Origin of the sequence: Rhodococcus sp. P14, from assembly GCF_000256505.1 — a bacterium.
GTDB lineage: Bacteria > Actinomycetota > Actinomycetes > Mycobacteriales > Mycobacteriaceae > Rhodococcus > Rhodococcus ruber.
The window spans coordinates 25576-48005 of sequence record NZ_AJFC01000181.1 but is presented as its reverse complement, the minus strand read 5'-3'; the positions used below and the strand labels follow the sequence as shown (position 1 = coordinate 48005).

Below are 22430 nucleotides of genomic sequence, written 5' to 3'. Positions count from 1 at the left end.
CGCCGCGCCAGCCGAGACGGTGCGGCCGACGACGGCGCCGTTGCGCGGCGCGCTCGTCGAGGAACTCGGCCTGCTGGTCCGCTGGCTCCACGACGACGGGGTCCGCATCGTCCGAACCTCCCAGGGCTGGTCCGAGCCGCTTCGCGGCGCCGGCGCCTGGGCGCAGTGGGGTGAACTCGCCCGGACGGCACGTGCCGGGGCCGAGCCGGTCCCGGTCGCGCACCCCCTACGCTGAGTGCTCGCCCGCACGTCCGTTCCCGGCAGCCGAGGAGAGCTCATGATCCACGCCATCGTCCTGATCCACGCCGACGCCCACCGGATTCCGGAGACCGCTCAGGCGGTCGCGGATCTGGCCGGTGTCGACAAGGTGTACTCCTGCGCCGGCGACATCGACCTGATCGCGCTGCTGCGGGTGCGGGACCACGAAGAGATCGCCGAGGTCGTCACCCGCGGGATCAACAAACTCGAGGGCGTGGCCAAGACGGCGACGCACATCGCCTTCCAGTCGTACTCGAGCGCCGATGTCGAGGCCGGGTTCTCGATCGGCGAATAGGACGGATGCCCGGTCCGCCCCGCGGTCACCTCGACCCGGCGGCGAGCCGGGTGGTCACCTCGGCCCAGCGAGCGAGGACAGCCGCCGCAGCGCCCGAGTCCAGCGCCTCGGCTGCGGTCTGCATCCCCGCCGCCAGGGCACTGGCGAGCGACCCCTCGAACCCCCGGAAGGCGGCGATCGCCCCGGCGGCGTTGAGCAGGACCGCATCGCGCACCGGGCCGTGCTCCCCGGCGAGGACCGCCCGCGCAATCACGGCGTTGTCGGTGGCGTCGCCGCCGCGCAGCGCCTCGAGCGGCACCCGGGCGACGCCCAGGTCGGTGGGATCGAGGCTCACGGTGCTCACGTGGCCGTCCCGGACGACGTACACCGTCGACGTCGTGGACGTGGTCAGTTCGTCGAGACCGTCGTCGCCGCGCACGACGAGGGCCGAGTTGCCCCGCTCGGCGAGGACCCCGGCGACCGTGCCGATCAACTCCGGGAAGGCGCATCCGATCAGGCCGGCGCGGGGCCGGGCCGGGTTGGTCAACGGCCCGAGCACGTTGAACACCGTGGGAATGCCGATCTGCTTGCGCGGTGCGGCTGCGAACCGGAGCGCCGGGTGGTAGACGGGTGCGAAACAGAAGCCGATACCGGCCTCGGCGACCGACTCCGCGACGGCCTCGGGACCGAGGTCGATGTGCACGCCCAGCGCTTCGAGCACGTCCGCGCCGCCGCTCTTCGACGACGCCGCCCGGTTGCCGTGCTTGACGACCCGGATCCCGCACGCCGCCACCACCAGCGACGCCATGGTGGAGATGTTGACCGTGTTCGCCCGGTCCCCTCCGGTGCCCACGATGTCGACGACGTCGTCGTCCACCGGCACCAGGCGCGCATGAGCGAGCATCGAGTCGGCGAGGCCGAGCAGTTCCTCGGGGGTCTCGCCCTTCATCTTCAGCGCGACGCCGAACGCGGCGATCTGCGCGGCCGTGGCGTTGTCGGACATGATCTCGTCCATCGCCCACTGGGCCTCCGCCCGGGCGAGGTCGCGTCCGGCGGTGAGCGCACCGAGGACCGCCGGCCAGCTCCGGGCCACCGCATCCGCCTGTCGTCCAGCGTTCATCGCACCTGCCCTCGCCGCATCTCGCTCCTTTGTCCGACGCCGTCGTCGGCGGCGCACGGAGGAGCTTAGTCAGCGCCCGTCGCCGGCTGCAGGGCGTCCCACCCCAGCGCGGTGCCGCCCAGGCGCTGGGCGAGGGAGGCCATCCGCGACCGTTCCTGCGAACAGTGCAGCGCATCGAGCACCTGCACCCGCTGCAGCAGGACGGCCTCGAGGCCGGTCCCGGCGGGACGCGCGGGCTGTGCGGGGGCGTACCCGTCCCGTCCACAGAGGGCGATCGCCTGATCCACCGAATCGGCCGGCAGTTCGAGGTGATGGCGCAGCACGGCTTCCGCTTCCGGGGACCAGGCCGGTTCCGACGCCGAGCCCCGCTCGAGGGCGGTCGAACAGGCCTCGACGTCGTCGAAGGACGAGACCACCACCACCAGGTCCGGCCGCGACGGATCGAGCGGCTCCGGACGCCTGCGTGAGAACACCCGGCGGACCCGGCTCCACACCCCTGCACCACTGCTCATCGCACCACGATCCCATGCTCGGCGACGGGGCGCGACGACCCCCCGGATCGGGGACTCACAGGCCGGTCACCAGCAAAGACGCGCCGATTTCAGCCCCGAGTGCCCAAGAGTTACTACGACCAGTCATACTTGCGAACGTGACGAGCGCAGTAGGGACTTCAGGAACTGCAATCACCCAGCGCGTGCACTCGCTGAACCGGCCCAATCTGGTCAGCGTCGGCACCATCGTGTGGTTGTCCAGTGAGCTCATGTTTTTCGCAGGGCTCTTCGCCATGTACTTCGTGGCCCGGGCACAGGCCGACGGCAACTGGCCGCCGGAGCCTGTCCATCTCAATCTGGCGCTGGCGGTGCCGGTCACCCTCGTGCTGATCGCCTCCTCCTTCACCTGCCAGATGGGCGTGTTCGCCGCCGAACGCGGCGACGTGTTCGGCCTCCGGCGGTGGTACCTCATCACCCTCGCCATGGGCACGTTCTTCGTGCTCGGCCAGGGCTTCGAGTACACCCAGCTGGTCGCGGAAGGCGTGACGATCTCGAGCATGGTCTGGGGGTCGGTCTTCTACATCACGACCGGATTCCACGGCCTCCACGTCATCGGCGGCCTCGTCGCCTTCGTGTTCCTCCTCGTACGCACGAGGGTCAGCAAGTTCACGCCGGCGCAGGCCACCGCAGCGATCGTCGTCTCCTATTACTGGCACTTCGTCGACATCGTGTGGATTGCGCTGTTTGCCACGATTTATTTCATCCGTTAGCCAGCTGAACGCCCAGGCAGCCCCCTGACGTCCAGTCCGTCCCGACATACCAAAGGGATACAGATGAGTTCATCCCCACCTCTCGCTTCCGAGGGTGACATGCCCGGTCAGTCCGCGGCCGCGTCCGCCAAGTCCCGCCGTCAGCGCAAGCTGCGCCGCCGCGTCACCGGTGCGCTGGTGCTCGCCCTCGGCCTGCTCAGCGCGGGCTTCCTCGCCTCCGCGCTGACCCCCGCGCCGCAGGTGGCGACGGCGAACGAGGATCAGTCGGCACTGATCCGCGAAGGCAAGCAGCTCTACGAGACCTCCTGCGTCACGTGCCACGGCGCCAACCTGCAGGGTGTGCAGGACCGCGGCCCGAGCCTGATCGGTGTCGGCGAGGCAGCCGTGTACTTCCAGGTCTCCACCGGCCGCATGCCGATGATGCGCAACGAGGCCCAGGCCCTGCGCAAGACGCCGAAGTTCGACGCGGCCCAGACGGACGCCCTCGGCGCCTACATCCAGGCCAACGGTGGCGGCCCCACGCTCATCCGCGACGAGAACGGTGAGATCGCGCAGTCCTCGCTGCGCGGCGACGACGTCGCGCGCGGCAGCGAACTGTTCCGCCAGAACTGCGCCTCGTGCCACAACTTCACCGGCCGGGGTGGCGCACTGTCGTCCGGCAAGTTCGCGCCCGTCCTCGACCCGGCGAACGAGCAGCAGATCTACACCGCGATGCTGACCGGTCCGCAGAACATGCCCAAGTTCTCCGATCGTCAGCTCACGCTGGAGGAGAAGCAGGACATCATCGCCTACGTCAAGGCGTCCAGCGAGACGCAGAGCCCCGGCGGATACGGCCTGGGCGGCTTCGGCCCCGCCTCCGAGGGCCCGACGATGTGGGTGGTCGGGATCGTCGCCGTCGTGGGTGCGGCACTGTGGATCGGAGCAAGGTCATGAGTGGCGGCGAAACGCCGAACAAGCACACGATCGAGAATCTCGATCAGATGAGCCGCGACGATCTCGTCGCGCTCGGCACCAACCTCGACGGCGTGGACGTGGCGTTCCGCAAGGATCGCTGGCCCGTCGGCGGCACCCGCGCCGAGAAGCGCGCGGAACGCAACGTCGCCTTCTGGTTCGGGCTGGCGGGCGTGTCGGCCCTCGCGTTCATCGCGGTGTTCATCTTCTGGCCGTGGGAGTACCAGGGCCCCGGGGAGGACAACTACGCGCTGTACAACCTGTACACGCCGCTGCTGGGCCTGACCCTGGGTCTGGCCATCCTCGGCGTCGGCGTCGGTGCGGTGCAGTTCACCAAGAAGTTCATTCCGGAGGAGGTGTCGATCCAGGATCGGCACGACGGTGTCTCCTCGGAGGTCGACCGGCGCACGATCGTCGCCGAGCTCTCCGACTCGCTGGACACCTCCACGCTGCCGCGTCGCAAGCTGATCAAGCGCACGGCGCTGTTCGGTGGCGGTGCCCTCGGCCTCGGCCTGATCATGCCGCTCGGCGGCCTGATCAAGAACCCCTGGGCCGAAGGCGACGACTCCCCGCTGTGGGTCTCGGGCTGGACCCCCCGGTACCCGGGCGAGACGATCTACCTGCGCCGCGACACCGGGCGCGTGAACGACATCGTCCTGGTCCGCCCGGAGGACCTCGACGCCGGCGGCATGGAGACCGTGTTCCCGTTCCGCGAGTCCGACCGCGGTGACGAGCACGCCCTCCTCGAGGGCCTGCGCGGCATCCGCAACGCCGTCATGCTGATCCGCCTGCGCACCGAGGACACCGCGAAGGTGATCAAGCGCAAGGGCCAGGAGAGCTTCAACTACGGCGACTACTTCGCCTACTCGAAGATCTGCACCCACCTGGGCTGCCCGACCTCGCTGTACGAACAGCAGACCAACCGCATCCTGTGCCCCTGCCACCAGTCGCAGTTCAATGCTCTGGAGTACGGCAAGCCCCTGTTCGGTCCTGCTGCTCGCGCACTGCCGCAGTTGCCTATTACAGTGAACGAAGAGGGCTTCCTCGTCGCCGGCGGCGACTTCATCGAGGCTCTCGGTCCGGCATTTTGGGAGCGTCGCCCGTGAGTACTGCAACACCGTCCCGCGCCGCCCACGCGGCGGAGAACATCGACTCGCGCTATCACCCGGCGGCCGGGTTGCGGCGTCAGATCAACAAGGTGTTCCCCACCCACTGGTCCTTCCTCCTGGGTGAGATCGCGCTGTACAGCTTCGTGATCCTGCTGATCTCGGGCGTGTACCTGACGCTGTTCTTCGATCCGTCCCTCGCGCACGTCGTCTACGACGGCGCCTACACCCCGCTGCGCGGCGTCACGATGTCGCGCGCGTACGAGACGACCCTGGACATCTCGTTCGAGGTGCGCGGCGGTCTGTTCGTCCGGCAGATCCACCACTGGGCTGCGCTGATGTTCGCCGCGTCGATCATCGTGCACCTGCTGCGCGTGTTCTTCACCGGTGCGTTCCGCCGTCCGCGCGAAGCGAACTGGGTGATCGGCTCGCTGCTGCTGATCCTCGCGATGTTCGAGGGCTTCTTCGGCTACTCGCTGCCCGACGACCTGCTCTCCGGCACCGGTCTTCGCGCCGCCCTGTCCGGCATCACCATCAGCATCCCGGTGATCGGCACGTGGATGCACTGGCTGATCTTCGGCGGCGACTTCCCGGGCATGCTCATCATCCCGCGCCTGTACGTCGCGCACGTCCTGCTGCTTCCGGGCATCATTCTCGCCCTGATCGCAGCCCACCTCGCGCTCGTCTGGTACCAGAAGCACACGCAGTTCCCCGGCCCCGGCCGTACCGAGCAGAACGTCGTGGGCGTCCGGATCCTGCCGGTGTTCGCCGTCAAGTCCGGCGCGTTCTTCGCCATCACCTTCGCGGTGCTGGCCCTGATGAGCGGTCTGCTCCAGATCAACCCGGTCTGGAACATCGGCCCGTACAACCCGTCGCAGGTGTCCGCCGGCTCGCAGCCCGACATCTACATGATGTGGACGGACGGCCTGGCCCGGATCTGGCCGGCCTGGGAGATCTACCTGTTCGGCCGGTACACGATCCCCGCGGTGTTCTGGATCGCGGTGATCATGGGCCTGGTCTTCGCGGTGCTGATCGCCTACCCGTGGATCGAGAAGAAGTTCACCAAGGACGACGCGCACCACAACCTGCTGCAGCGTCCGCGGGACGTCCCGGTCCGGACCGCGATCGGCGCGATGGCCCTGACCTTCTACGCCATCGCGACCATCATGTGCATCAACGACATCATCGCCTACAAGTTCGACATCTCGTTGAACGCGATGACGTGGATCGGCCGCATCGGCATCCTGCTCGGCCCGCCGCTCGCCTACTACCTGACCTACCGGTTCTGCCTGGGCCTGCAGCGCAGCGACCGTCAGGTGCTCGAGCACGGCATCGAGACGGGCATCGTCCGTCGCCTGCCGCACGGCGAGTACATCGAGATCCACCAGCCGCTCGGCCCGGTGGACGAGCACGGCCATCCGATCCCGCTCGAGTACCAGGGCGCTCCGGTGCCCAAGCGCATGAACAAGCTCGGCACCGCCGGCAAGCCCGGCGCGGGCAGCTGGTGGAGCGCGGACCCGGCCGAGGAGGCGACCGCCCTCGAGGCCGCGCACCACGAGGCCGAGGTCGAGCAGCGTGCCATCCTGAGCGAGTACCAGGAACGCGTCCACGGCACGCCGACGGACGGTGACGGCCGGACGCACTGACGCCCGTCCGAAGCCGGAGGCCCCGAACCGCACGCGGTTCGGGGCCTCTGCCGTTCGCGGGCATCCCGCACCCCTCCGAGCCGCGTGCGCGCATCCGACCGCTCCCCCACCTCGGCAGACGCCCGGGGCGACCGCCCGCTACCGTCCGGGTGTGTCGGCACTCCGGTGCCCACGCGGCGTCGCGCCGACACCGGTCCGAGGAGGAGCGTGGGGGCCCTCGGCTGCGTCCCGGCGGACGCTCCGGGCCCGGTCCCGGCCGGTACGGCGGTACCACTCCACGGCCAGCACGACGGCGAGCGCCACCTCGACGAGGTCACCGCCGTAGTACATCACCAACGCACCGGCCTGCAGATCCGACGTGGCGACCTCGTGACCGGGCGGTGGGGACGCGTAGAGGCTCTCGGCCAGGATCGCGTGTGCCGTCCCGGCGAGGAACAGGACCGCTGCCCGCGATCCGAGACCGTAGCGGTGCCGGACGGGGTCCACCTGGCAGATCGCGTAGGCGAACAGCACCCCGGCCGCGAACACGTGCAGATGGACGACCGCCCCGAGCAGCGGACTATGGTGCATGACCGCGAACAGGCCGGTGCGATACAGCAGCCACAGCCCACCCAGATCGAGAACGGCCGCGACCGGCGGAGCTGTGAGCACCGCGACGGGCCCCGAGTGCGCTACCGACACCAGCGCCCGTCGCGCGGGACCCGGCTGCACCGCTCGCAAGGCGAGCGTGACGGGGCGTGCGAGCACGAGCAGCACCGGGCCCACCATCCCCACCCCCAAGTGGACACCCATGTGGCCGGTGAAAGCCGGCACCGGCAGGGGCACGGTCGCCGCAGCGACGATCGCACACCCGGCGACGAAGGACGCATCCCGTGCCCGCGACCAGACGTCGCCGCGCCGCCGAAGACGGCTCGACGCGGCAAGGTAGGTACCGGCGATTGCCGCGGCGACGACGACCACGAGCAGGTGCAGCAGCCCCGGACTGCCCGGGGCGAGCATCGAGTGGTCGTGCATGCCGTCGCCGCCTATCGGCGGTCCGCACGGACTGCCCGCACCCGCAGGACCGCGCCCCCGACGAGGAGCACCAGGGCGAAACCGTTCCAGGCGAGGTCGTACGGCAGCAGCTCGACAACCGGGCCGTGCACTACGGGCAGGGTGCCGTGCTGAGAATAGTGCGGTCGGTGATGTCGGAGGTGGGGTTACGAGGGCCGTGGGCGTCCGCGAAGTTCACGGTTCTGCGGCTGACCAACGATCAGATCCTGGAGAATGCCACCGGGGTCGGTGCCCCGCCACAGACGTGGCCACGCTCGGAACTGGTGGTCGACGTCCTGCACAAGGCGGTGTACGCCTTCGTCACCGGGGTGGTCGCGGACGCTCTGGCAGCTCGCCGGGGCCGCGGACCGGGACAGCTGCACGCCGCGACTCTGCCGGGCCGGCATGCCGGTGTCGGTCCCGTGCCCCGCGACCTCGCCTCGGGCCGGTCGCCACGGTGACCCCCGACCGTCGTCCGCAGCACGGTGCTCCCGGAGACGCAGAAGACCGCGGGGCGGCCTCACGATGAGGCCGCCCCGCGGGCGTCGTGCTTCTGCGTGCGCTCAGTGCTTCTCGGGTCCGACGTGGTACTCGAACACCAGGCCGGCCGCCGCAGCCAGGATCAGCACCACGGCGAGGACGATCAGCCACGGCTGGAAGAAGGCCAGCGCGATGGCGGCGAAGGCGGCCGCCCCCGCCAGCAGGATCGGCCAGTAGCTCCCCGCGCTGAAGAAGCCCAGGTCGCCTGCGCCGTCGCTGATCTCGGCCTCCTCGTAGTCCTCCGGGCGGGTGTCGAGGCGACGGGCCACAAAGCGGAAGTAGGTGCCGACGATCAGGGTCAGGCCCGCCGAGAGCACGATCGCCGTGAGGCCGGCCCACTCGATGCCCGTGCGGGACAGTCCGGTGAACACTCCGTAGACGATGGCGACGAGCACGAAGAACACCGTCACGACTTCGAAGAGCTTGGCTTCGATCTTCATATCAGCTTGTCCTTGGTCGGAGGGTTACCGGTCAGTTGCCCGCGGTGACGACGCCGCTGGCCGCCCGGTCGGTGCGGTCGGTCTTGAACGGGGTGGTGGACGTCGCGACCGGGGACTCGCCGATACGCTCGAGCGCCTGCGCGTTGGTCAGGCCCTGACCGCCGTCCTCGACGGGCTTGCGGAGCTCGATGTACTCCGCGAACCGCTCCGGGCTCACCGCGCGGACCTCGAAGTTCATCATCGCGTGGTAGGTCCCGCACATCTCGGCGCAGCGGCCGACGAACGCGCCTTCCTCCTGGATCTCGGAGATCTGGAAGACGGGATCGGAGCTGTTGTTCAGCGGGTTCGGATTGACGTCCCGCTTGAACAGGAACTCCGGCACCCAGAAGGAGTGGATCACGTCGGAGGAGGCGAGCACGAACTCGATCCGGCGGTCGGTCGGCAGGACGAGGACCGGGATCTCGCTGCTGGTGCCGACGGTCTCGATCTTGTTGTAGTGCAGGTACGACAGGTCCTCGGCCTCCTGACCGTGGATCGGTGCCGGCACCTCGTGCTCGCCGCCGGCATGCTCCTCGTCGTCACCGGCGACCGCAGCCTGGGCGATCTCGTCGGTGCCCTCGTAGCGCGCCGTGCCCTCACCGAGATCGATCGTGCGGTAGCCGAACTTCCAGTTCCACTGGAACGCCGTGACGTCGACCACGACGTTCGGGTTGTCCTCCTTCTCGAGGACGTAGTTCTGCACCACCACGGTGAAGTAGAACAGCACCGCGATGATGACGAACGGCACAGCCGTGTACAGCAGCTCGAGCGGCACGTTGTACGCCGTCTGCCGCGGGAACTCCGGCGAGTCCTTCTTCTTGCGGTGGAAGATGACCACCCAGAAGGTCAGGCCCCACACCAGCACACCCATGACGAGGGCGGCGACGACCGACCACGTCCACAGCTCACGCATACGCTCGGCCTGCGGGGTAATCCCCTCCGGCCAGCCGAAACGCAGGACTTCCTCGCTGCTGCATCCCGTCAGCAGCAGGGCTGCAATACCGAGAGATGCTGCCAGCCCGAACCGCCGAAGGATCCGACCTTGCGCCACGTTCACGCCTTCCTGATCGCCGCAATTCCACTAGGGCACACCCGGAGGGCAGACCCAATTACTACGCAGCGTAGACCAAACCCGGCTGCGATCCATCCCCGGGGCGCACACAACGTGTCGCGTCGTTGCGTGCCCGCTGCTCACGACAGGGTCGACACCGGCCGCCGGCTGCCGCAACCCCCGGGCTGCGGCATACTGCCATGCAGACCGTCGGTCCCTGCCGCGGCAACATTCCCGGGGGCCGAATCCATCCCAACCGGAATGAGGTATCGGACGCCGTGTGCGGACTGCTCGGGTTACTGACCACTGACGGCACCAGCGACGACGCCGTCGCCAAGGTCGACTCCGCGATGCACTGCCTGCGCCACCGCGGACCCGACGAGCACGGCACCTGGCACGACGGTGACCTGGTCTACGGCTTCAATCGGCTGTCGATCATCGACATCGCGCACTCGCACCAGCCGCTGCGTTGGGGCCCGCCGGAGTCTCCGGAGCGCTATGCCCTGACCTTCAACGGTGAGATCTACAACTATCTGGAGCTGCGTGCCGAGCTGACCGAGAAGTACGGGACACAGTTCGCCACCGAGGGCGACAGCGAGACGATCGTCGCCGCGTTCCACCACTGGGGTGCCGACGCGGTGCGACGACTTCGCGGCATGTTCGCGTTCGCAGTCTGGGACACCGAGACGCGCGAGCTGTTCCTCGCCCGCGATCCGTTCGGGATCAAGCCGCTGTTCCTGGCCACGGGCACGGGTGGCACCGCGTTCGGCAGCGAGAAGAAGAGCCTGCTCGAGCTGGCCGAGGTGATCGGGATCGGCACCGGACTCGATCCCCGCGCCGTCGAGCACTACACGGTGTTGCAGTACGTGCCCGAACCGGAAACCCTGCACGCGGAGATCCGGCGGCTCGAGTCCGGGTGCTTCGCCCGGGTGCGTCCGGGGGGCCGCCCCGAGATCACCCGGTACTTCGAGCCGACGTTCCCCGTCCGTCCCTTCGCCGCGGGTCGCGAGGACGACCGGTACCGGGAGATCGCGGAGGCGCTCGAGGACTCCGTCGCCAAGCACATGCGCGCCGACGTGACGGTGGGATCGTTCCTGTCCGGCGGTATCGACTCCACGGCCGTCGCGGCTCTCGCGATGCGGCACAACCCGAATCTGATCACCTTCACCACCGGGTTCGAGCGCGAAGGCTACTCGGAGGTCGACGTGGCCGCCGAGTCCGCCGCCGCGATCGGCGCGCGCCACGTCGTCAAGGTCGTCTCCCCCGCCGAGTTCGCCGCCGCGATCCCCGAGATCGTGTGGTACCTGGACGACCCCGTCGCCGATCCCGCGCTGGTGCCCCTGTGGTTCGTCGCCAAGGAAGCGCGCAAGCACGTGAAGGTGGTGCTGTCCGGGGAAGGCGCCGACGAGTTGTTCGGCGGCTACACCATCTACCGCGAGCCGCTGTCGCTGAAGCCGTTCGAGTACCTGCCGAAGCCGATGCGGCGTGCGGCCGGCAAGTTGTCGGAGCGCATCCCCGAGGGCACCCGCGGGAAGAGCCTGCTCCATCGCGGGTCGATGACGCTCGAGGAGCGGTACTACGGCAACGCCCGCAGCTTCAACGACGCGCAGCTGCGGGCCGTGCTGCGCGACTTCCGTCCGGAGTGGACGCACCAGGACGTCACCGCGCCGATCTACGCCCGCTCGGCCGGGTGGGATCCTGTCGCGCGGATGCAGCATCTCGACCTGTTCACCTGGCTGCGCGGCGACATCCTCGTCAAGGCCGACAAGATGACGATGGCGAATTCGCTGGAGCTGCGCGTGCCGTTCCTCGACCCGGAGGTCTTCCGCGTCGCCTCACAGGTGCCGCTGGATCAGAAGATCACGAAGAACACCACCAAGTACGCGCTGCGACGAGCCCTCGAGGGCATCGTCCCGCCGCACGTGCTGCACCGCGCGAAGCTCGGCTTCCCCGTGCCGCTGCGGCACTGGCTGCGCGGACCCGAACTGTTCGACTGGGCACGCGACGTGATCGCCGAGTCGGGCACCGAGCACCTGCTGGACAAGGCGGCCGTGGCCCGGATGCTCGACGAGCACCGCGAGGGCCGGACCGATCACAGCCGACGGCTGTGGACGGTGCTGGTGTTCATGATCTGGCACGGCATCTTCGTCGAGCAGCGCATCGTGCCGGAGATCCAGGAGCCGGCGTACCCCGTCGAGGTGTAGGGCCGCTCCGCGGCCGGTGTGCCTTTTGGGCGGTGGGGACCGCCCAAAAGGCACACCGGCCGGTCACGGCAGGATTGCGGCGATCTCGTCCGCGGCCGCCTGCCCGTACGCGACCGTCAGCCGCTTGACCGCGTCGGGGCGGTCGAAGGTCCATTCCTGGGTGCCGGTCGTCTCGAGCACCAGAACCGCGACGAGCGAGCCGAGCTGGGCGGCGCGTTCGAGGGTGAGGCCCGCCCGGTGTCCCAGCAGGAACCCCGCCCGGAACGCGTCGCCGACGCCGGTGGGGTCCACCTTGGCCCGCTCGGGCACGACGCCCACGTGCGTCCGGCGGCCGTCCCGTTCGACGATCTCGACACCGTTACCGCCGAGCGTGGTGACCCGCAACCCGACCATGGCGCGGATCTGCTCCTCCGTCAGGCCGGTCTTCTGCTGCAGGAGTCCCCACTCGTATTCGTTGGTGAACAGGTAGGCGGCGCCGTCGATCAGCCGCGCAGCCTCCTCACCGCTGAGGCGGGCGAGTTGCTGAGACGGGTCGGCCGCGAACGGCACGCCGAGCTGCCGGCATTCGTCGGTGTGCCGGGCCATCGCCTCCGGGTCGTTGGCGCCGATCAGGACCAGGTCGACACCGTGCGCCCCGGTCACCCCGGCGAGGGAGATGTCCCGCGCCTCGGACATCGCGCCCGGATAGAACGACGCGATCTGGGCCATCGCCTCGTCGGTCGTGCACACGAAACGCGCGGTGTGCGCGGTCTGCGACACGTGCACGGGGCTGCAGTCGACGCCGTTGCCCTCGAGCCACGCGCGGTACTCGGCGAAGTCGGCGCCCACCGCTCCGACGAGCACCGGTGCCCCGCCGAGCACGCCCATCGCGTAGGCGATGTTGCCGCCCACACCGCCACGGCGGACCACCAGGTCGTCGACCAGGAAGCTGAGCGAGATGTGGCTGAGCTGGTCTGCGACGAGCTGCTCGGCGAAGCGTCCGGGGAAACGCATGAGGTGGTCGGTGGCGATGGAACCGGTCACGGCGATGGTCACGTGGCTGGGCCTTTCAGCGGAGGACTGGGATCGATCTCACGCTACCCGCACCCACCGGACAGCAGTGCGGCCCCGACGCGAGATCGCGCCGGGGCCGCACTACGGGACCTGCGTCAGTTGAACGAATCGCCGCAGGCGCAGGAGCCGGTGGCGTTCGGGTTGTCGATCGTGAAGCCCTGCTTCTCGATCGTGTCGACGAAGTCGATCGACGCGCCTTCGACGTAGGGCGCGCTCATCCGGTCGACGGCGAGGACGACGCCACCGAAGTCACGGGTGAGATCACCGTCGAGCGTCCGGTCGTCGAAGAACAGTTGGTAGCGAAGGCCGGCACACCCACCCGGCTGCACGGCGATGCGCAGCGAGAGGTCGTCGCGGCCCTCCTGGTCGAGCAGTGCCTTCGCCTTGGCGGAGGCGGCCTCGGTCATGGTGACGCCGTGAGTGGCGGTCTCGTCCTGCACAGTCATGGGCGCTCCCTCGTCTTTCGTGTGAAACCCGGTTCCCTCAACGGTACCGCGCGCGGATCTATTCCTCATGCGCGGTACCGGACCGCGCGGGGGCCTGACCGGGGGCGATTTCCCGGCCGGGCCGGTTTTCCCATAGCCTGGAGGGGTGAAGTTGCTACGCCGCGGCGGTTCCGACGAATCCGACAACGAGGACCTCGGTGTGTCCGAGTCCGTCGCCGCCCCGCAGTCCGAGGGGGGCAAGGGGACGACCGGCAAGGGCCGTCCCACTCCGAAGCGCCGGGAGGCCGAAGCGCGTCGGCGCGGTCCCGTCGCTCCGGCTCCGTTGACCGCCAAGGAGGCGCGGGCACGCCGCAAGGCAGCCAAGCAGTCCCTCTCCAAGGACGAACGCAAGGCTCGAGCCGCCGAGCGCCGCGCCGCCGCGGGCGAGCGCCGCACCCGGATGCTCGCCGGCGAGGAGAAGTACCTGCTGCCCCGCGACAAGGGTCCCGTGCGGGCCTACGTCCGCGATCTGGTGGACAGCCGCCGCAACCTCGTGGGTCTGTTCATGCCGATGGCGCTCATCCTCATCATGACGATGTTCCTCGGTCCGGTGGTCCAGCAGTACGTGACGCTCGCGATGTTCGCGATGATCGTGCTCATGGTGATCGAGGGGATCTACCTCGGCCGTCTCGTGAACAAGAAGGTCCGGGCCCGTTTCCCCGACACCACCGAGGGCGGATTCGGTCTCGGGTGGTACGCGTTCGTGCGGGCCTCCCAGATACGCAAGCTCCGGGCGCCGCTGCCCCGGGTCTCCCCCGGCGACGCCGTCTGACCGCAGCCCACCGGCACGCCGGTGAGTGCTGCGGCAACCGGCACGCCGGTCAGTGCTGCGGCGACCGGCACGCCGATCAGTGCTGCGGCGACCGGCACACCGGTCAGTGCTGCGGCGACCGGCGCGCGTCGATCGTGGTGCGCACCCAGCCGGCCGACGGGTCGCCACCGTGGGGCGACGGATCGTGCGGCCGGAAATGGTCACAGCGCCGCCATGCCCGGGTCACCCAGCGCGGCGCGGGACGGGAACGGGCCCGCGCGAGCTCGAGCCCGGCGAAGAGCGTGGCCAGCACGAGGACGATCACGACGACCTGGCTCATGACGGACAGTCTGTCGCCGGCGACCCGGCCGAGACAGTGGCAGCAAGGCCATCTACCGTCGATTTTCTGCCGCAGAGCGGGTTGATAGCGTCCAGCGGTGGCTTCGGCCTCCGCGACTTCGTGAAAGGTGCCCCGTGAGCAGCGAATCCGTTTTCTCCGCCGACATCGTCTTCCCGCCCGTCGTCGCGCCCGATCCGGAGATCCGCCGGCGCGCCGAAGGCCGACAGCGCGACCTCACCAAGCCCGCCGGTTCCCTCGGCCGGCTGGAGGAACTGGGCTGCTGGGTCGCGTCCTGCCAGGGGCAGGTCCCGCCCCGGCCGTTCGCCCGTCCCCGCGTGGTGGTGTTCGCCGGTGATCACGGGGTAGCCCGCGGCGGCGTCTCCGCGTACCCCCCCGAGGTCACCGCTCAGATGGTCGCCAACTTCCTCGCCGGTGGCGCCGCGGTCAACGTGCTCGCCGGGGTCGCCGGCGCCGGGGTCCGGGTCGTGGACATGGCCGTCGACGGCGACACGGATCCGGCCGTCTCCGCGCACAAGGTGCGCCGGTCGAGCGGCGCCGTCGACCGGGAGGACGCGCTCACCGAGCAGGAGACCCTGCAGGCGATCGCCGCCGGACGAACCGTCGCCGACGAGGAGGTCGACGCGGGAGCCGACCTCCTCGTCGCGGGCGACATGGGTATCGGGAACACCACCCCTGCCACGGCGCTGATCGCCACCCTCACCGGCACCGAACCCGTCGCGGCGGTGGGCCGTGGCACCGGGATCGACGACGCCGCCTGGATGCGCAAGGTCGCCGCGATCCGCGACGCGATGCGCCGCGCCCGGCCTCACGCCCGCAACCCGGTGGCCCTGCTGCGCACCGCCGGCGGTGCCGACCTCGCCGCGATGGCCGGTTACCTCGCGCAGGCGTCGGTGCGCCGGACCCCGGTCGTGCTCGACGGGGTCGTCGTCACCGCTGCCGCACTCGTCGCCGAGGAACTGGCTCCCGGGGCCCGGGACTGGTGGGTCGCCGGGCACCGCTCCACCGAACCGGCCCATACGCTGGCCTTGCGGCACCTGAACCTCGACCCCCTCGTCGACCTGGGAATGCGTCTCGGCGAGGGCTCGGGAGCGGTTGCCGCGCTGCCGATCCTGCACGGTGCGGTCGCGGTGCTCACGAACATGGCGACGTTCGCCGAAGCCGGCGTGAGCACCCGCGACGAGGACGACGCGCCGGTCGCCGGGCCGCGCGGCGACTGATGCGCGGCGTCGCCCTCGCTCTGTCCTGGCTCACGGTGCTGCCGATCCGGGGGCCGGGGCACATCGATCGCAGCGCGGCGGGCGCGGCCATCGCCGCGGCACCGGTGGCCGGGCTCGTGCTGGGCCTGGGCACCGCGGGCGCGCTCTGGGCGGCCGTCGCCGCCGGCTGCGCTCCCCTGCTCGCCGGCCTGATCGGGGTGGGATTTCTGGGCCTCGCGACGCGGGGCATGCACCTCGACGGCCTGTGCGACACCGCCGACGGGCTCGGCTGCTACGGGCCGCCGGAGCGGGCACGTGAGGTGATGAAGTCGGGCGGCGCCGGGCCGTTCGGGGTGGCCACCCTGGTACTCGTGCTGGGAGCGCAGGCGGCCTCGTTCGGGGCGCTCGCCGACGCTCGATCCTGGTTCGCCGTGGTCCTCGCGGTCACCGCCGGCCGGGTCGCGGTCGTGCTCGCATGCCGCCGCGGTGTGGCCGCAGCACCGGGCAGCGGGTTCGGTGCCCTGGTCGCCGGGACGCAGCCGCTGGGGGTGGGCGTCCTGTGGGCCGTCGTCGCTGCTGTCGCGGCCGCCTGGTGCGTGCCCGGCGCCTGGTGGACCGGTCCGGCGACGGTCGCCGTGGGGCTCGTGGCCGCACTGCTGCTGGTGCGGCACTGCGTGCGCAGGTTCGGCGGCCTCAACGGCGACGCGCTCGGAGCCGGCCTCGAGACGACGGTGACGGTGGTGGCGGCGGCGCTGAGCGCGGCCGTCGGGTAGCGACGGCCGCCGGCCTCAGCGCAGCGTCGTCAGCCAGCCGTGGGTGTCGGCGAAGGTGCCGCGCTGGATCCCGGTGAGGGTGTCACGCAACGCCATGGTGACCTTGCCGGGCTCGCCGTCGCCGACGGTGAACTCGCCGTCACGGCTCTTGACGGTGCCGACCGGGGTGATCACCGCCGCGGTCCCGCACGCGAAGACCTCGGTGATCCGCCCGTCGGCAACCTCGGACTCCCACTCCTGAACCGAGATCTTGCGCTCCTCCACCTCGAGGCCGGCCTCCCTGGCCAGCGTGAGCAGCGAGTCCCGGGTGATGCCGGGCAGCAACGAGCCGGACAGCTCCGGCGTCACCAGCTTCGCGTCGGCGCCCGAACCGAAGATGAAGCACAGGTTCATGCCGCCCATCTCCTCGATGTAGCGGCGCTCGACGGCGTCGAGCCACACCACCTGGTCGCACCCCTGCTCGACGGCCTGCGCCTGCGCCAGCAGCGACGCCGCGTAGTTGCCGGAGAACTTGGCGTCGCCGGTGCCGCCCGGGGCGGCCCGCACGTACTCCTGCGAGATCCACACGCTCACCGGCTTGACGCCGCGGGGGAAGTACGCGCCGGCCGGGGAGGCGATCAGCACGTACCGGTACTGGTTCGCGGGCCGCACGCCGAGACCCGCCTCGGTGGAGAACATGAACGGCCGCAGATACAGCGACTCCTCACCCCCGGCGGCCGGCACCCATTCGTGGTCGGCGTCGACCAGCTCCGCGATGGACCGGACGAACAATTCGTCCGGCAGCTCGGCCATCGCCAGGCGCCGCGAGGACCGGCGCATCCGCTCGGCGTTGGAGTAGACGCGGAAGGCCGCGATGCTGCCGTCGGGCTGACGGTAGACCTTCAGACCTTCGAAGATCGCCTGACCGTAGTGCAGCACCATCGCGGCCGGATCGAGCTGCATCGGTCCGTACGGCTGGACGGTGGCGTCGTGCCAGCCGCGGCCCTCGGTGTAGTCGATCGTGACCATGTGATCGGTGAAGTACCGGCCGAAACCGGGATCCGCCAATACTTCTCCGCGCCGTTCCGCGGAAGCGGGCGAGGGGTGCGGAACATGGGCGAATTCGAGGACACCGGTCATGACCGTTGATCCTATCGAACCGCCCGCACGGTCCTACTTGGTGTGGTCGGGCACGAACGGAGGCGCGACGAGCTGGGCGCGCAGGGCGCGTCCACGGACGTCGACCGTGACCTCGTCACCGGCGGCCGGGTCCCCCGCCGTCTCGAGAAGCGCCAGCGCGATCCCGACCTTCAACGTCGGGGAGAACGTGCCGGACGTCGTCTCCCCCACCGGAGTTCCGTCGCGCAACACCTTCAGGCCGGGTCGCAGCACCCCGCGGTCGAGCGCCCGCACGCCCCACAGTCGCCGCGCCGGACCGGACTCCTTCTCCGCGACGAGCGCCGCGCGGCCGCGGAAGGCCGGCTTGCTCCAGCCCACGGCCCACCCGCAGCGAGCCTGCAGGGGCGAGATGGCCTCCGACAGTTCGTGCCCGTGCAACGGGTATCCCATCTCGGTCCGCAGAGTGTCGCGAGCCCCGAGGCCGGCGGCGTGACCGCCGGCCGCACGCACGGCGTCGGCCAGGGCACGGAACAGCGACTCGGCGTCGGCCCACCGCGGCACCAGTTCGAAGCCGCGCTCACCGGTGTATCCGGTGCGGCACACCCGTACCGGCAGATCGTTCCACCGGGCGTCCACGAAGCTCATGTAGCCCAGGTCGGTGGGCAGCCCCAGCCCCTGCAGGACGGCCTCGGAGTTCGGTCCCTGCACGGCGAACACACCGTAGTCCCGGTGCTGGTTCGTCACCGTCACGCCTTCGGGGGCATGCGCGGCGAGGACCTCGACGACCGCTGCGGTGTTCGCGGCGTTCGGCACGAGGAACAGTTCCTCGTCGGAGACGTAGTAGACGATCAGGTCGTCGGTGACACCGCCGGACTCGGTGCAGCAGAGGGTGTACTGCGCCTTGCCCGGCCCGATCTTGCGCAGGTCGTTGGTGAGGGTGGCGTCGACATAGTCCGCCGCGCCCGGTCCGGCGACGAGAGCCTTGCCCAGATGACTGACGTCGAACAGGCCGACGTTCTCGCGCACGGCGGTGTGCTCGGCCACGGTACCGGCGTACGAAACGGGCATCTGCCAGCCACCGAAGGCCGCGAAGGTCGCTCCGAGTTCGGTGTGGACGGCGTGGATCGGGCCCTGCAGCAGTGGCTGGTCGCTCATGTGCCCCACGCTATCCCACCCCCCGAGATCACTAGCATCGGTGCCACGACCCCCTTCCCCCCTAGGAGACGCCTGTGAGTGCCCTTTCGCCCACCCTTCCCGAACTCGTTCTCGCCGGAAGCGTGTCCAAGCGCGCGGACGTCCTCGTCGTCGGGCTGACCGCCGGCGACGGCGGCCCCGAGGCCCTGCTCGGCGACGGCCTGGTGGACGAGGACGTCCTCGGCGGACTGCTCGACGCCCTGCAGTCCGTCGGCGCCGAGGGCAGAGCCGAGGAGGTCACCCGGATCCCCGCGCCCGCCGCCCTGCCGGTCACCAGCGTCCTTGCCGTCGGGCTCGGCGCCGCCGACAAGCTCGACGCCGAGCAGGTGCGCCGCTCCGCCGGCGCTGCGGCGCGCGCCCTCGCCGGCGTCCCCGTGGTCGCGACGACCCTGTCCGCCGTGGATCTCGGCGCAACCGCAGAGGGCTTCGCGCTCGGCGCCTACACGTTCACCGAGTTCCGCACCACCAAGTCGAACGCCGGCGACGCGCAGCCGCCGGCCCGGATCGAACTGCTCGTCTCGTCGCCCCGCGCCCGAGAGGCCAAGGCGGAGCTGGCCCGGTCGGTCGCCGTCGCCGAGGCGGTCGCCACCGCCCGCCGGTTCGTCGACACCCCGCCGAGTCACCTGTTCCCGGCCGAGTTCGCCGAGCGCGCGAAGGCGCTCGGCACCGCCGCCGGGTTGAAGGTCGAGGTGCTGGACGAGAAGGCGCTCGAGCAGCAGGGTTACGGCGGCATCGTCGGGGTCGGCAAGGGATCGTCGCGTCCGCCGCGGCTCGTGCGCCTGAGCTACTCGGCGAAGAAGCGGAAGGCTCCGAAGGTCGCGCTCGTCGGCAAGGGCATCACGTTCGACACCGGCGGCATCTCCATCAAGCCGGCCGCCGGGATGGAGAACATGACGTCCGACATGGGGGGTGCGGCGGCGGTGGTCGCGACGGTCGTGCTCGCCGCGAAGCTCGGCGTGGCGGCGGACGTGACCGCGACGGTACCGATGGCCGAGAACATGCCGTCCGCGACGGCACAGCGACCCGGCGACGTGCTGACCCAGTACGGCGGCACCACCGTCGAGGTGATCAACACGGACGCCGAGGGCCGTCTCATCCTGGCCGACGCCATCGTCCGCGCCTGCGAGGACGAGCCCGACTACCTGATCGACACCGCGACGCTCACCGGCGCGCAGATGGTCGCGCTGGGGACGCGGACGCCCGGCGTCATGGGCACCGACGAGTTCCGGGACCGCGTCGCCCGGCTCTCGCAGGAGGTGGGGGAGAACGGGTGGGCGATGCCGCTGCCGGCCGAACTGCGCGCGGACCTGAAGTCCCGGGTCGCCGACCTGGCCAACGTCACGCCGCATCGCTGGGGCGGGATGCTCGCCGCCGGCCTGTACCTGCAGGAGTTCGTCGCCGAGGGTGTGCAGTGGGCCCACATCGACATCGCCGGGCCGGCCTTCAACACCGGGAGCCCGTTCGGCTATGTCGGCAAGGGCGGCACCGGCGTCCCGGTGCGCACCCTCATCGCCGTCATCGAGGACATCGCGAACAACGGGTGATCCGTCCCGCGCGTCCCTGCCGGGTTGCGGGGACGCGCGGGCGCACGCGACCCAACCCTCGTCGAACGCCGCCGAGGGATCAGTGCAAGGATGGTCGAGGTCATACCCGGCATCGGGTGTGGTCTCAACCGAACACCGCAAGACACCGCACGAGACCGTGGCCTCGAGCACAATGGTCAGCGACCACACAATGGTCCGCGACCATCGGTCGGCACAACTCAACACACCCGAATACAACCGTCGAGGAGTCAACAGACATGGCCTTCTCCGTCCAGATGCCAGCGCTTGGTGAGAGCGTCACCGAGGGAACTGTCACGCGATGGCTCAAGCAGGAAGGAGACACGGTCGAAGTCGACGAGCCGCTGCTCGAAGTTTCCACGGACAAGGTCGACACCGAGATCCCCTCGCCCGCGGCCGGTGTGCTGGTGAAGATCGTCGCCCAGGAGGACGAGACGATCGAGATCGGCGGTGAGCTGGCGGTGATCGGTGACTCCGCCGACGACGGAGGATCGTCGACCGCTCCCACTGCCGCCCCGTCGGAGGAGGCGGCGCCCGAGGAGCAGTCCACCCCCGAGCCCGAACCCGAGCCCGAGCCGGAACCCGAGCCGGCGCCGGCTTCGTCCGGTTCCGACACCGGCTCCGCCGAAGGCACCCCGGTCACCATGCCGGCGCTCGGTGAGTCCGTGACCGAAGGCACCGTCACCCGGTGGCTGAAGTCTGTCGGAGACGAGGTCGCGGTAGACGAGCCCCTGCTCGAGGTGTCCACGGACAAGGTCGACACGGAGATCCCGTCCCCCGTGGCCGGTGTGCTCCTCGAAATCAACGCCGACGAGGACGAGACCGTCGAGGTCGGCGGACAGCTCGCGGTGATCGGGTCGGGAACCCCGGCCGCGGCGCCGTCGAAGCCCGAACCGAAGCCGGAACCGAAGCCCGAGCCCGAGCCCGAGCCGGCGAAGCAGGCGGCCCCCGAGCCCGCGAAGCAGCCCGCCCCGGAGCCCGCGAAGCAGGCCGCTCCGGCGCCCGCCCCGGCGCCCGCTGCCGCGGAGACCCCGGGTGGCGCCACGCCGTATGTCACGCCCCTCGTCCGCAAGCTCGCCGCCGAGCACGACGTCGACCTGTCGAAGGTGTCCGGCACCGGAGTCGGCGGACGCATCCGCAAGCAGGACGTGCTCGCCGCCGCCGAGGCCGCGAAGGCCCCCGCTGCCGAGGCCCCGAAGGCTCCCGCCGCCAAGGCTCCGGCCGCCGCTCCGGCCACGACCGCCGGCGTCCGGCCCGAGCTCGCCCACCTGCGCGGCACCACGCAGAAGGTCAACCGGATCCGCCAGATCACCGCGATCAAGACGCGCGAGTCCCTGCAGACCACCGCACAGCTCACCCAGACCTTCGAGGTCGATGTCACCAAGATCGCGCATCTGCGGTCGCAGGCGAAGGCGACCTTCGCCGAACGTGAGGGCGTCAACCTCACCTTCCTGCCCTTCTTCGCAAAGGCCGTCGTCGAGGCCCTCAAGGCGCATCCGAACATCAACGCCTCCTACGACGAGGACAAGAAGGAGATCACCTACCACGCCGCCGAGCACCTCGGCATCGCCGTGGACACCGAGCAGGGTCTGCTCTCCCCGGTGATCCACAACGCCGGCGACCTGTCGCTGGCCGGCCTGGCCCGCGCGATCGCGGACATCGCCAAGCGGGCGCGCAGCGGTGGCCTGAAGCCGGACGAGCTGGCCGGCGGCACCTTCACGATCACGAACATCGGCAGCCAGGGCGCCCTGTTCGACACGCCGATCCTGGTGCCGCCGCAGGCGGCGATGCTGGGCACCGGCGCAATCGTCAAGCGACCGGTGGTCGTCACCGACGAGGTGGGCAACGAGTCGATCGGTGTCCGGTCGATGTGCTACCTGCCGCTGACCTACGACCACCGGCTGATCGACGGTGCGGACGCGGGCCGGTTCCTCACCACGATCAAGCACCGTCTCGAGGAAGCGGCGTTCGACGCCGATCTGGGCTTGTGATCCACCGGGTGTAGCCCGGCACTCACCGGACCGGGAAGCGGGGG

Annotated in this window: 22 protein-coding genes and 1 pseudogene; 13 read left to right on the top strand and 10 right to left on the bottom strand. The window is 70.3% G+C overall.

Annotation, left to right across the window (positions count from 1 at the left end; all coding sequences use genetic code 11):
* Together OEY_RS0113300 and OEY_RS0113295 are read left to right on the top strand one after the other, a co-directional pair.
* A pseudogene (locus OEY_RS0113300) lies at positions 1–235 on the top strand (DEDD exonuclease domain-containing protein); the annotation flags it as partial.
* Between the two features lie 42 nt (positions 236–277).
* A complete protein-coding gene (locus tag OEY_RS0113295; RefSeq protein ID WP_003934124.1) occupies positions 278–553 on the top strand; it encodes an Lrp/AsnC family transcriptional regulator in 276 nt (91 codons plus the stop codon).
* 25 nt (positions 554–578) lie between these two features.
* Here the strand turns inward: OEY_RS0113295 and trpD are convergent, their stop codons facing one another.
* Both trpD and OEY_RS0113285 read right to left on the bottom strand, forming a co-directional pair.
* Entirely contained in the window at positions 579–1652 is a 1074-nt protein-coding gene (gene trpD / locus OEY_RS0113290; RefSeq protein ID WP_026137668.1) for an anthranilate phosphoribosyltransferase, read from the bottom strand.
* Between the two features lie 65 nt (positions 1653–1717).
* Positions 1718–2164: a hypothetical protein gene (locus tag OEY_RS0113285; RefSeq protein ID WP_048770970.1), complete on the bottom strand. Its 447-nt coding sequence runs from the start codon at positions 2162–2164 to the stop codon at positions 1718–1720.
* 137 nt (positions 2165–2301) lie between these two features.
* On the opposite strand from OEY_RS0113285, the gene ctaE reads away from it, so the two are divergent.
* From ctaE to qcrB, 4 genes are all read left to right on the top strand, one after another.
* Complete coding sequence (gene ctaE / locus OEY_RS0113280) at positions 2302–2913, top strand: aa3-type cytochrome oxidase subunit III (RefSeq protein ID WP_010594348.1); 612 nt, start codon at positions 2302–2304, stop codon at positions 2911–2913.
* 63 nt (positions 2914–2976) lie between these two features.
* Positions 2977–3846, top strand: coding sequence for a cytochrome bc1 complex diheme cytochrome c subunit (gene qcrC, locus OEY_RS0113275; RefSeq protein ID WP_026137666.1), 870 nt, complete (start codon positions 2977–2979; stop codon positions 3844–3846).
* Positions 3843–4970, top strand: coding sequence for a cytochrome bc1 complex Rieske iron-sulfur subunit (gene qcrA, locus OEY_RS0113270; protein WP_010594346.1), 1128 nt, complete (start codon positions 3843–3845; stop codon positions 4968–4970). Before qcrC ends, qcrA begins: the two co-directional genes overlap by 4 nt.
* Positions 4967–6616, top strand: coding sequence for a cytochrome bc1 complex cytochrome b subunit (qcrB, locus tag OEY_RS0113265; protein ID WP_010594345.1), 1650 nt, complete (start codon positions 4967–4969; stop codon positions 6614–6616). The genes qcrA and qcrB overlap by 4 nt, the downstream gene beginning before the upstream one ends.
* A gap of 138 nt (positions 6617–6754) precedes the next feature.
* Here qcrB and OEY_RS0113260 read toward each other — a convergent pair whose 3' ends face one another.
* Positions 6755–7630, bottom strand: coding sequence for a cytochrome c oxidase assembly protein (locus OEY_RS0113260; RefSeq protein WP_010594344.1), 876 nt, complete (start codon positions 7628–7630; stop codon positions 6755–6757).
* A 167-nt stretch (positions 7631–7797) separates the two neighbouring features.
* Between OEY_RS0113260 and OEY_RS28430 the strand changes: the two genes are divergently transcribed.
* Positions 7798–8109: a hypothetical protein gene (locus tag OEY_RS28430; protein WP_010594342.1), complete on the top strand. Its 312-nt coding sequence runs from the start codon at positions 7798–7800 to the stop codon at positions 8107–8109.
* 102 nt (positions 8110–8211) lie between these two features.
* Here the strand turns inward: OEY_RS28430 and OEY_RS0113245 are convergent, their stop codons facing one another.
* Both OEY_RS0113245 and ctaC read right to left on the bottom strand, forming a co-directional pair.
* Positions 8212–8628, bottom strand: coding sequence for a cytochrome c oxidase subunit 4 (locus tag OEY_RS0113245; RefSeq protein WP_010594341.1), 417 nt, complete (start codon positions 8626–8628; stop codon positions 8212–8214).
* 31 nt (positions 8629–8659) lie between these two features.
* Positions 8660–9724: an aa3-type cytochrome oxidase subunit II gene (gene ctaC, locus OEY_RS0113240; RefSeq protein ID WP_108754921.1), complete on the bottom strand. Its 1065-nt coding sequence runs from the start codon at positions 9722–9724 to the stop codon at positions 8660–8662.
* A 272-nt stretch (positions 9725–9996) separates the two neighbouring features.
* Here ctaC and asnB point away from each other — a divergent pair, with 272 nt between their 5' ends.
* Positions 9997–11922: an asparagine synthase (glutamine-hydrolyzing) gene (gene asnB, locus OEY_RS0113235; protein ID WP_010594339.1), complete on the top strand. Its 1926-nt coding sequence runs from the start codon at positions 9997–9999 to the stop codon at positions 11920–11922.
* 63 nt (positions 11923–11985) lie between these two features.
* Here asnB and OEY_RS0113230 read toward each other — a convergent pair whose 3' ends face one another.
* Positions 11986–12957, bottom strand: coding sequence for a carbohydrate kinase family protein (locus OEY_RS0113230; protein ID WP_010594338.1), 972 nt, complete (start codon positions 12955–12957; stop codon positions 11986–11988).
* 113 nt (positions 12958–13070) lie between these two features.
* Complete coding sequence (locus OEY_RS0113225; protein ID WP_010594337.1) at positions 13071–13421, bottom strand: HesB/IscA family protein; 351 nt, start codon at positions 13419–13421, stop codon at positions 13071–13073.
* Positions 13422–13566: 145 nt separating this feature from the next.
* Between OEY_RS0113225 and OEY_RS0113220 the strand changes: the two genes are divergently transcribed.
* On the top strand, positions 13567–14232 hold the full coding sequence (locus OEY_RS0113220) for a DUF3043 domain-containing protein (protein WP_010594336.1): 666 nt from the start codon (positions 13567–13569) through the stop codon (positions 14230–14232).
* A 103-nt stretch (positions 14233–14335) separates the two neighbouring features.
* On the opposite strand, the gene OEY_RS0113215 is transcribed toward OEY_RS0113220, so the two are convergent.
* Positions 14336–14551 (bottom strand): hypothetical protein, encoded by a 216-nt coding sequence (locus OEY_RS0113215; protein WP_010594335.1) that lies wholly within the window; start codon positions 14549–14551, stop codon positions 14336–14338.
* A 134-nt stretch (positions 14552–14685) separates the two neighbouring features.
* Between OEY_RS0113215 and cobT the strand changes: the two genes are divergently transcribed.
* Positions 14686–15789: a nicotinate-nucleotide--dimethylbenzimidazole phosphoribosyltransferase gene (gene cobT / locus OEY_RS0113210; RefSeq protein WP_010594334.1), complete on the top strand. Its 1104-nt coding sequence runs from the start codon at positions 14686–14688 to the stop codon at positions 15787–15789.
* Positions 15789–16541, top strand: coding sequence for an adenosylcobinamide-GDP ribazoletransferase (locus OEY_RS0113205; RefSeq protein WP_010594333.1), 753 nt, complete (start codon positions 15789–15791; stop codon positions 16539–16541). Before cobT ends, OEY_RS0113205 begins: the two co-directional genes overlap by 1 nt.
* Before the next feature lie 15 nt (positions 16542–16556).
* Here OEY_RS0113205 and OEY_RS0113200 read toward each other — a convergent pair whose 3' ends face one another.
* A complete protein-coding gene (locus OEY_RS0113200; RefSeq protein ID WP_010594332.1) occupies positions 16557–17660 on the bottom strand; it encodes a branched-chain amino acid aminotransferase in 1104 nt (367 codons plus the stop codon).
* 33 nt (positions 17661–17693) lie between these two features.
* Complete coding sequence (gene gcvT, locus OEY_RS0113195) at positions 17694–18794, bottom strand: glycine cleavage system aminomethyltransferase GcvT (protein WP_010594331.1); 1101 nt, start codon at positions 18792–18794, stop codon at positions 17694–17696.
* A 74-nt stretch (positions 18795–18868) separates the two neighbouring features.
* On the opposite strand from gcvT, the gene OEY_RS0113190 reads away from it, so the two are divergent.
* Both OEY_RS0113190 and sucB read left to right on the top strand, forming a co-directional pair.
* Entirely contained in the window at positions 18869–20377 is a 1509-nt protein-coding gene (locus OEY_RS0113190; protein WP_010594330.1) for a leucyl aminopeptidase, read from the top strand.
* 257 nt (positions 20378–20634) lie between these two features.
* A complete protein-coding gene (gene sucB / locus OEY_RS0113185) occupies positions 20635–22386 on the top strand; it encodes a 2-oxoglutarate dehydrogenase, E2 component, dihydrolipoamide succinyltransferase (protein ID WP_010594329.1) in 1752 nt (583 codons plus the stop codon).
* Positions 22387–22430: the final 44 nt, after the last annotated feature.

Coding starts and splice junctions, on each gene's coding strand:
- OEY_RS0113215 (WP_010594335.1), bottom strand. CDS start 14,551: ATGAGCCAGGTCGTCGTGATCGTCCTCGTGCTGGCCACGCTCTTCGCC.
- gcvT (WP_010594331.1), bottom strand. CDS start 18,794: ATGAGCGACCAGCCACTGCTGCAGGGCCCGATCCACGCCGTCCACACC.
- OEY_RS0113285 (WP_048770970.1), bottom strand. CDS start 2,164: ATGAGCAGTGGTGCAGGGGTGTGGAGCCGGGTCCGCCGGGTGTTCTCA.
- OEY_RS0113245 (WP_010594341.1), bottom strand. CDS start 8,628: ATGAAGATCGAAGCCAAGCTCTTCGAAGTCGTGACGGTGTTCTTCGTG.
- OEY_RS0113260 (WP_010594344.1), bottom strand. CDS start 7,630: ATGCACGACCACTCGATGCTCGCCCCGGGCAGTCCGGGGCTGCTGCAC.
- OEY_RS0113295 (WP_003934124.1), top strand. CDS start 278: ATGATCCACGCCATCGTCCTGATCCACGCCGACGCCCACCGGATTCCG.
- trpD (WP_026137668.1), bottom strand. CDS start 1,652: ATGAACGCTGGACGACAGGCGGATGCGGTGGCCCGGAGCTGGCCGGCG.
- qcrA (WP_010594346.1), top strand. CDS start 3,843: ATGAGTGGCGGCGAAACGCCGAACAAGCACACGATCGAGAATCTCGAT.
- sucB (WP_010594329.1), top strand. CDS start 20,635: ATGGCCTTCTCCGTCCAGATGCCAGCGCTTGGTGAGAGCGTCACCGAG.
- qcrC (WP_026137666.1), top strand. CDS start 2,977: ATGAGTTCATCCCCACCTCTCGCTTCCGAGGGTGACATGCCCGGTCAG.
- OEY_RS0113205 (WP_010594333.1), top strand. CDS start 15,789: ATGCGCGGCGTCGCCCTCGCTCTGTCCTGGCTCACGGTGCTGCCGATC.
- OEY_RS0113200 (WP_010594332.1), bottom strand. CDS start 17,660: ATGACCGGTGTCCTCGAATTCGCCCATGTTCCGCACCCCTCGCCCGCT.
- OEY_RS0113225 (WP_010594337.1), bottom strand. CDS start 13,421: ATGACTGTGCAGGACGAGACCGCCACTCACGGCGTCACCATGACCGAG.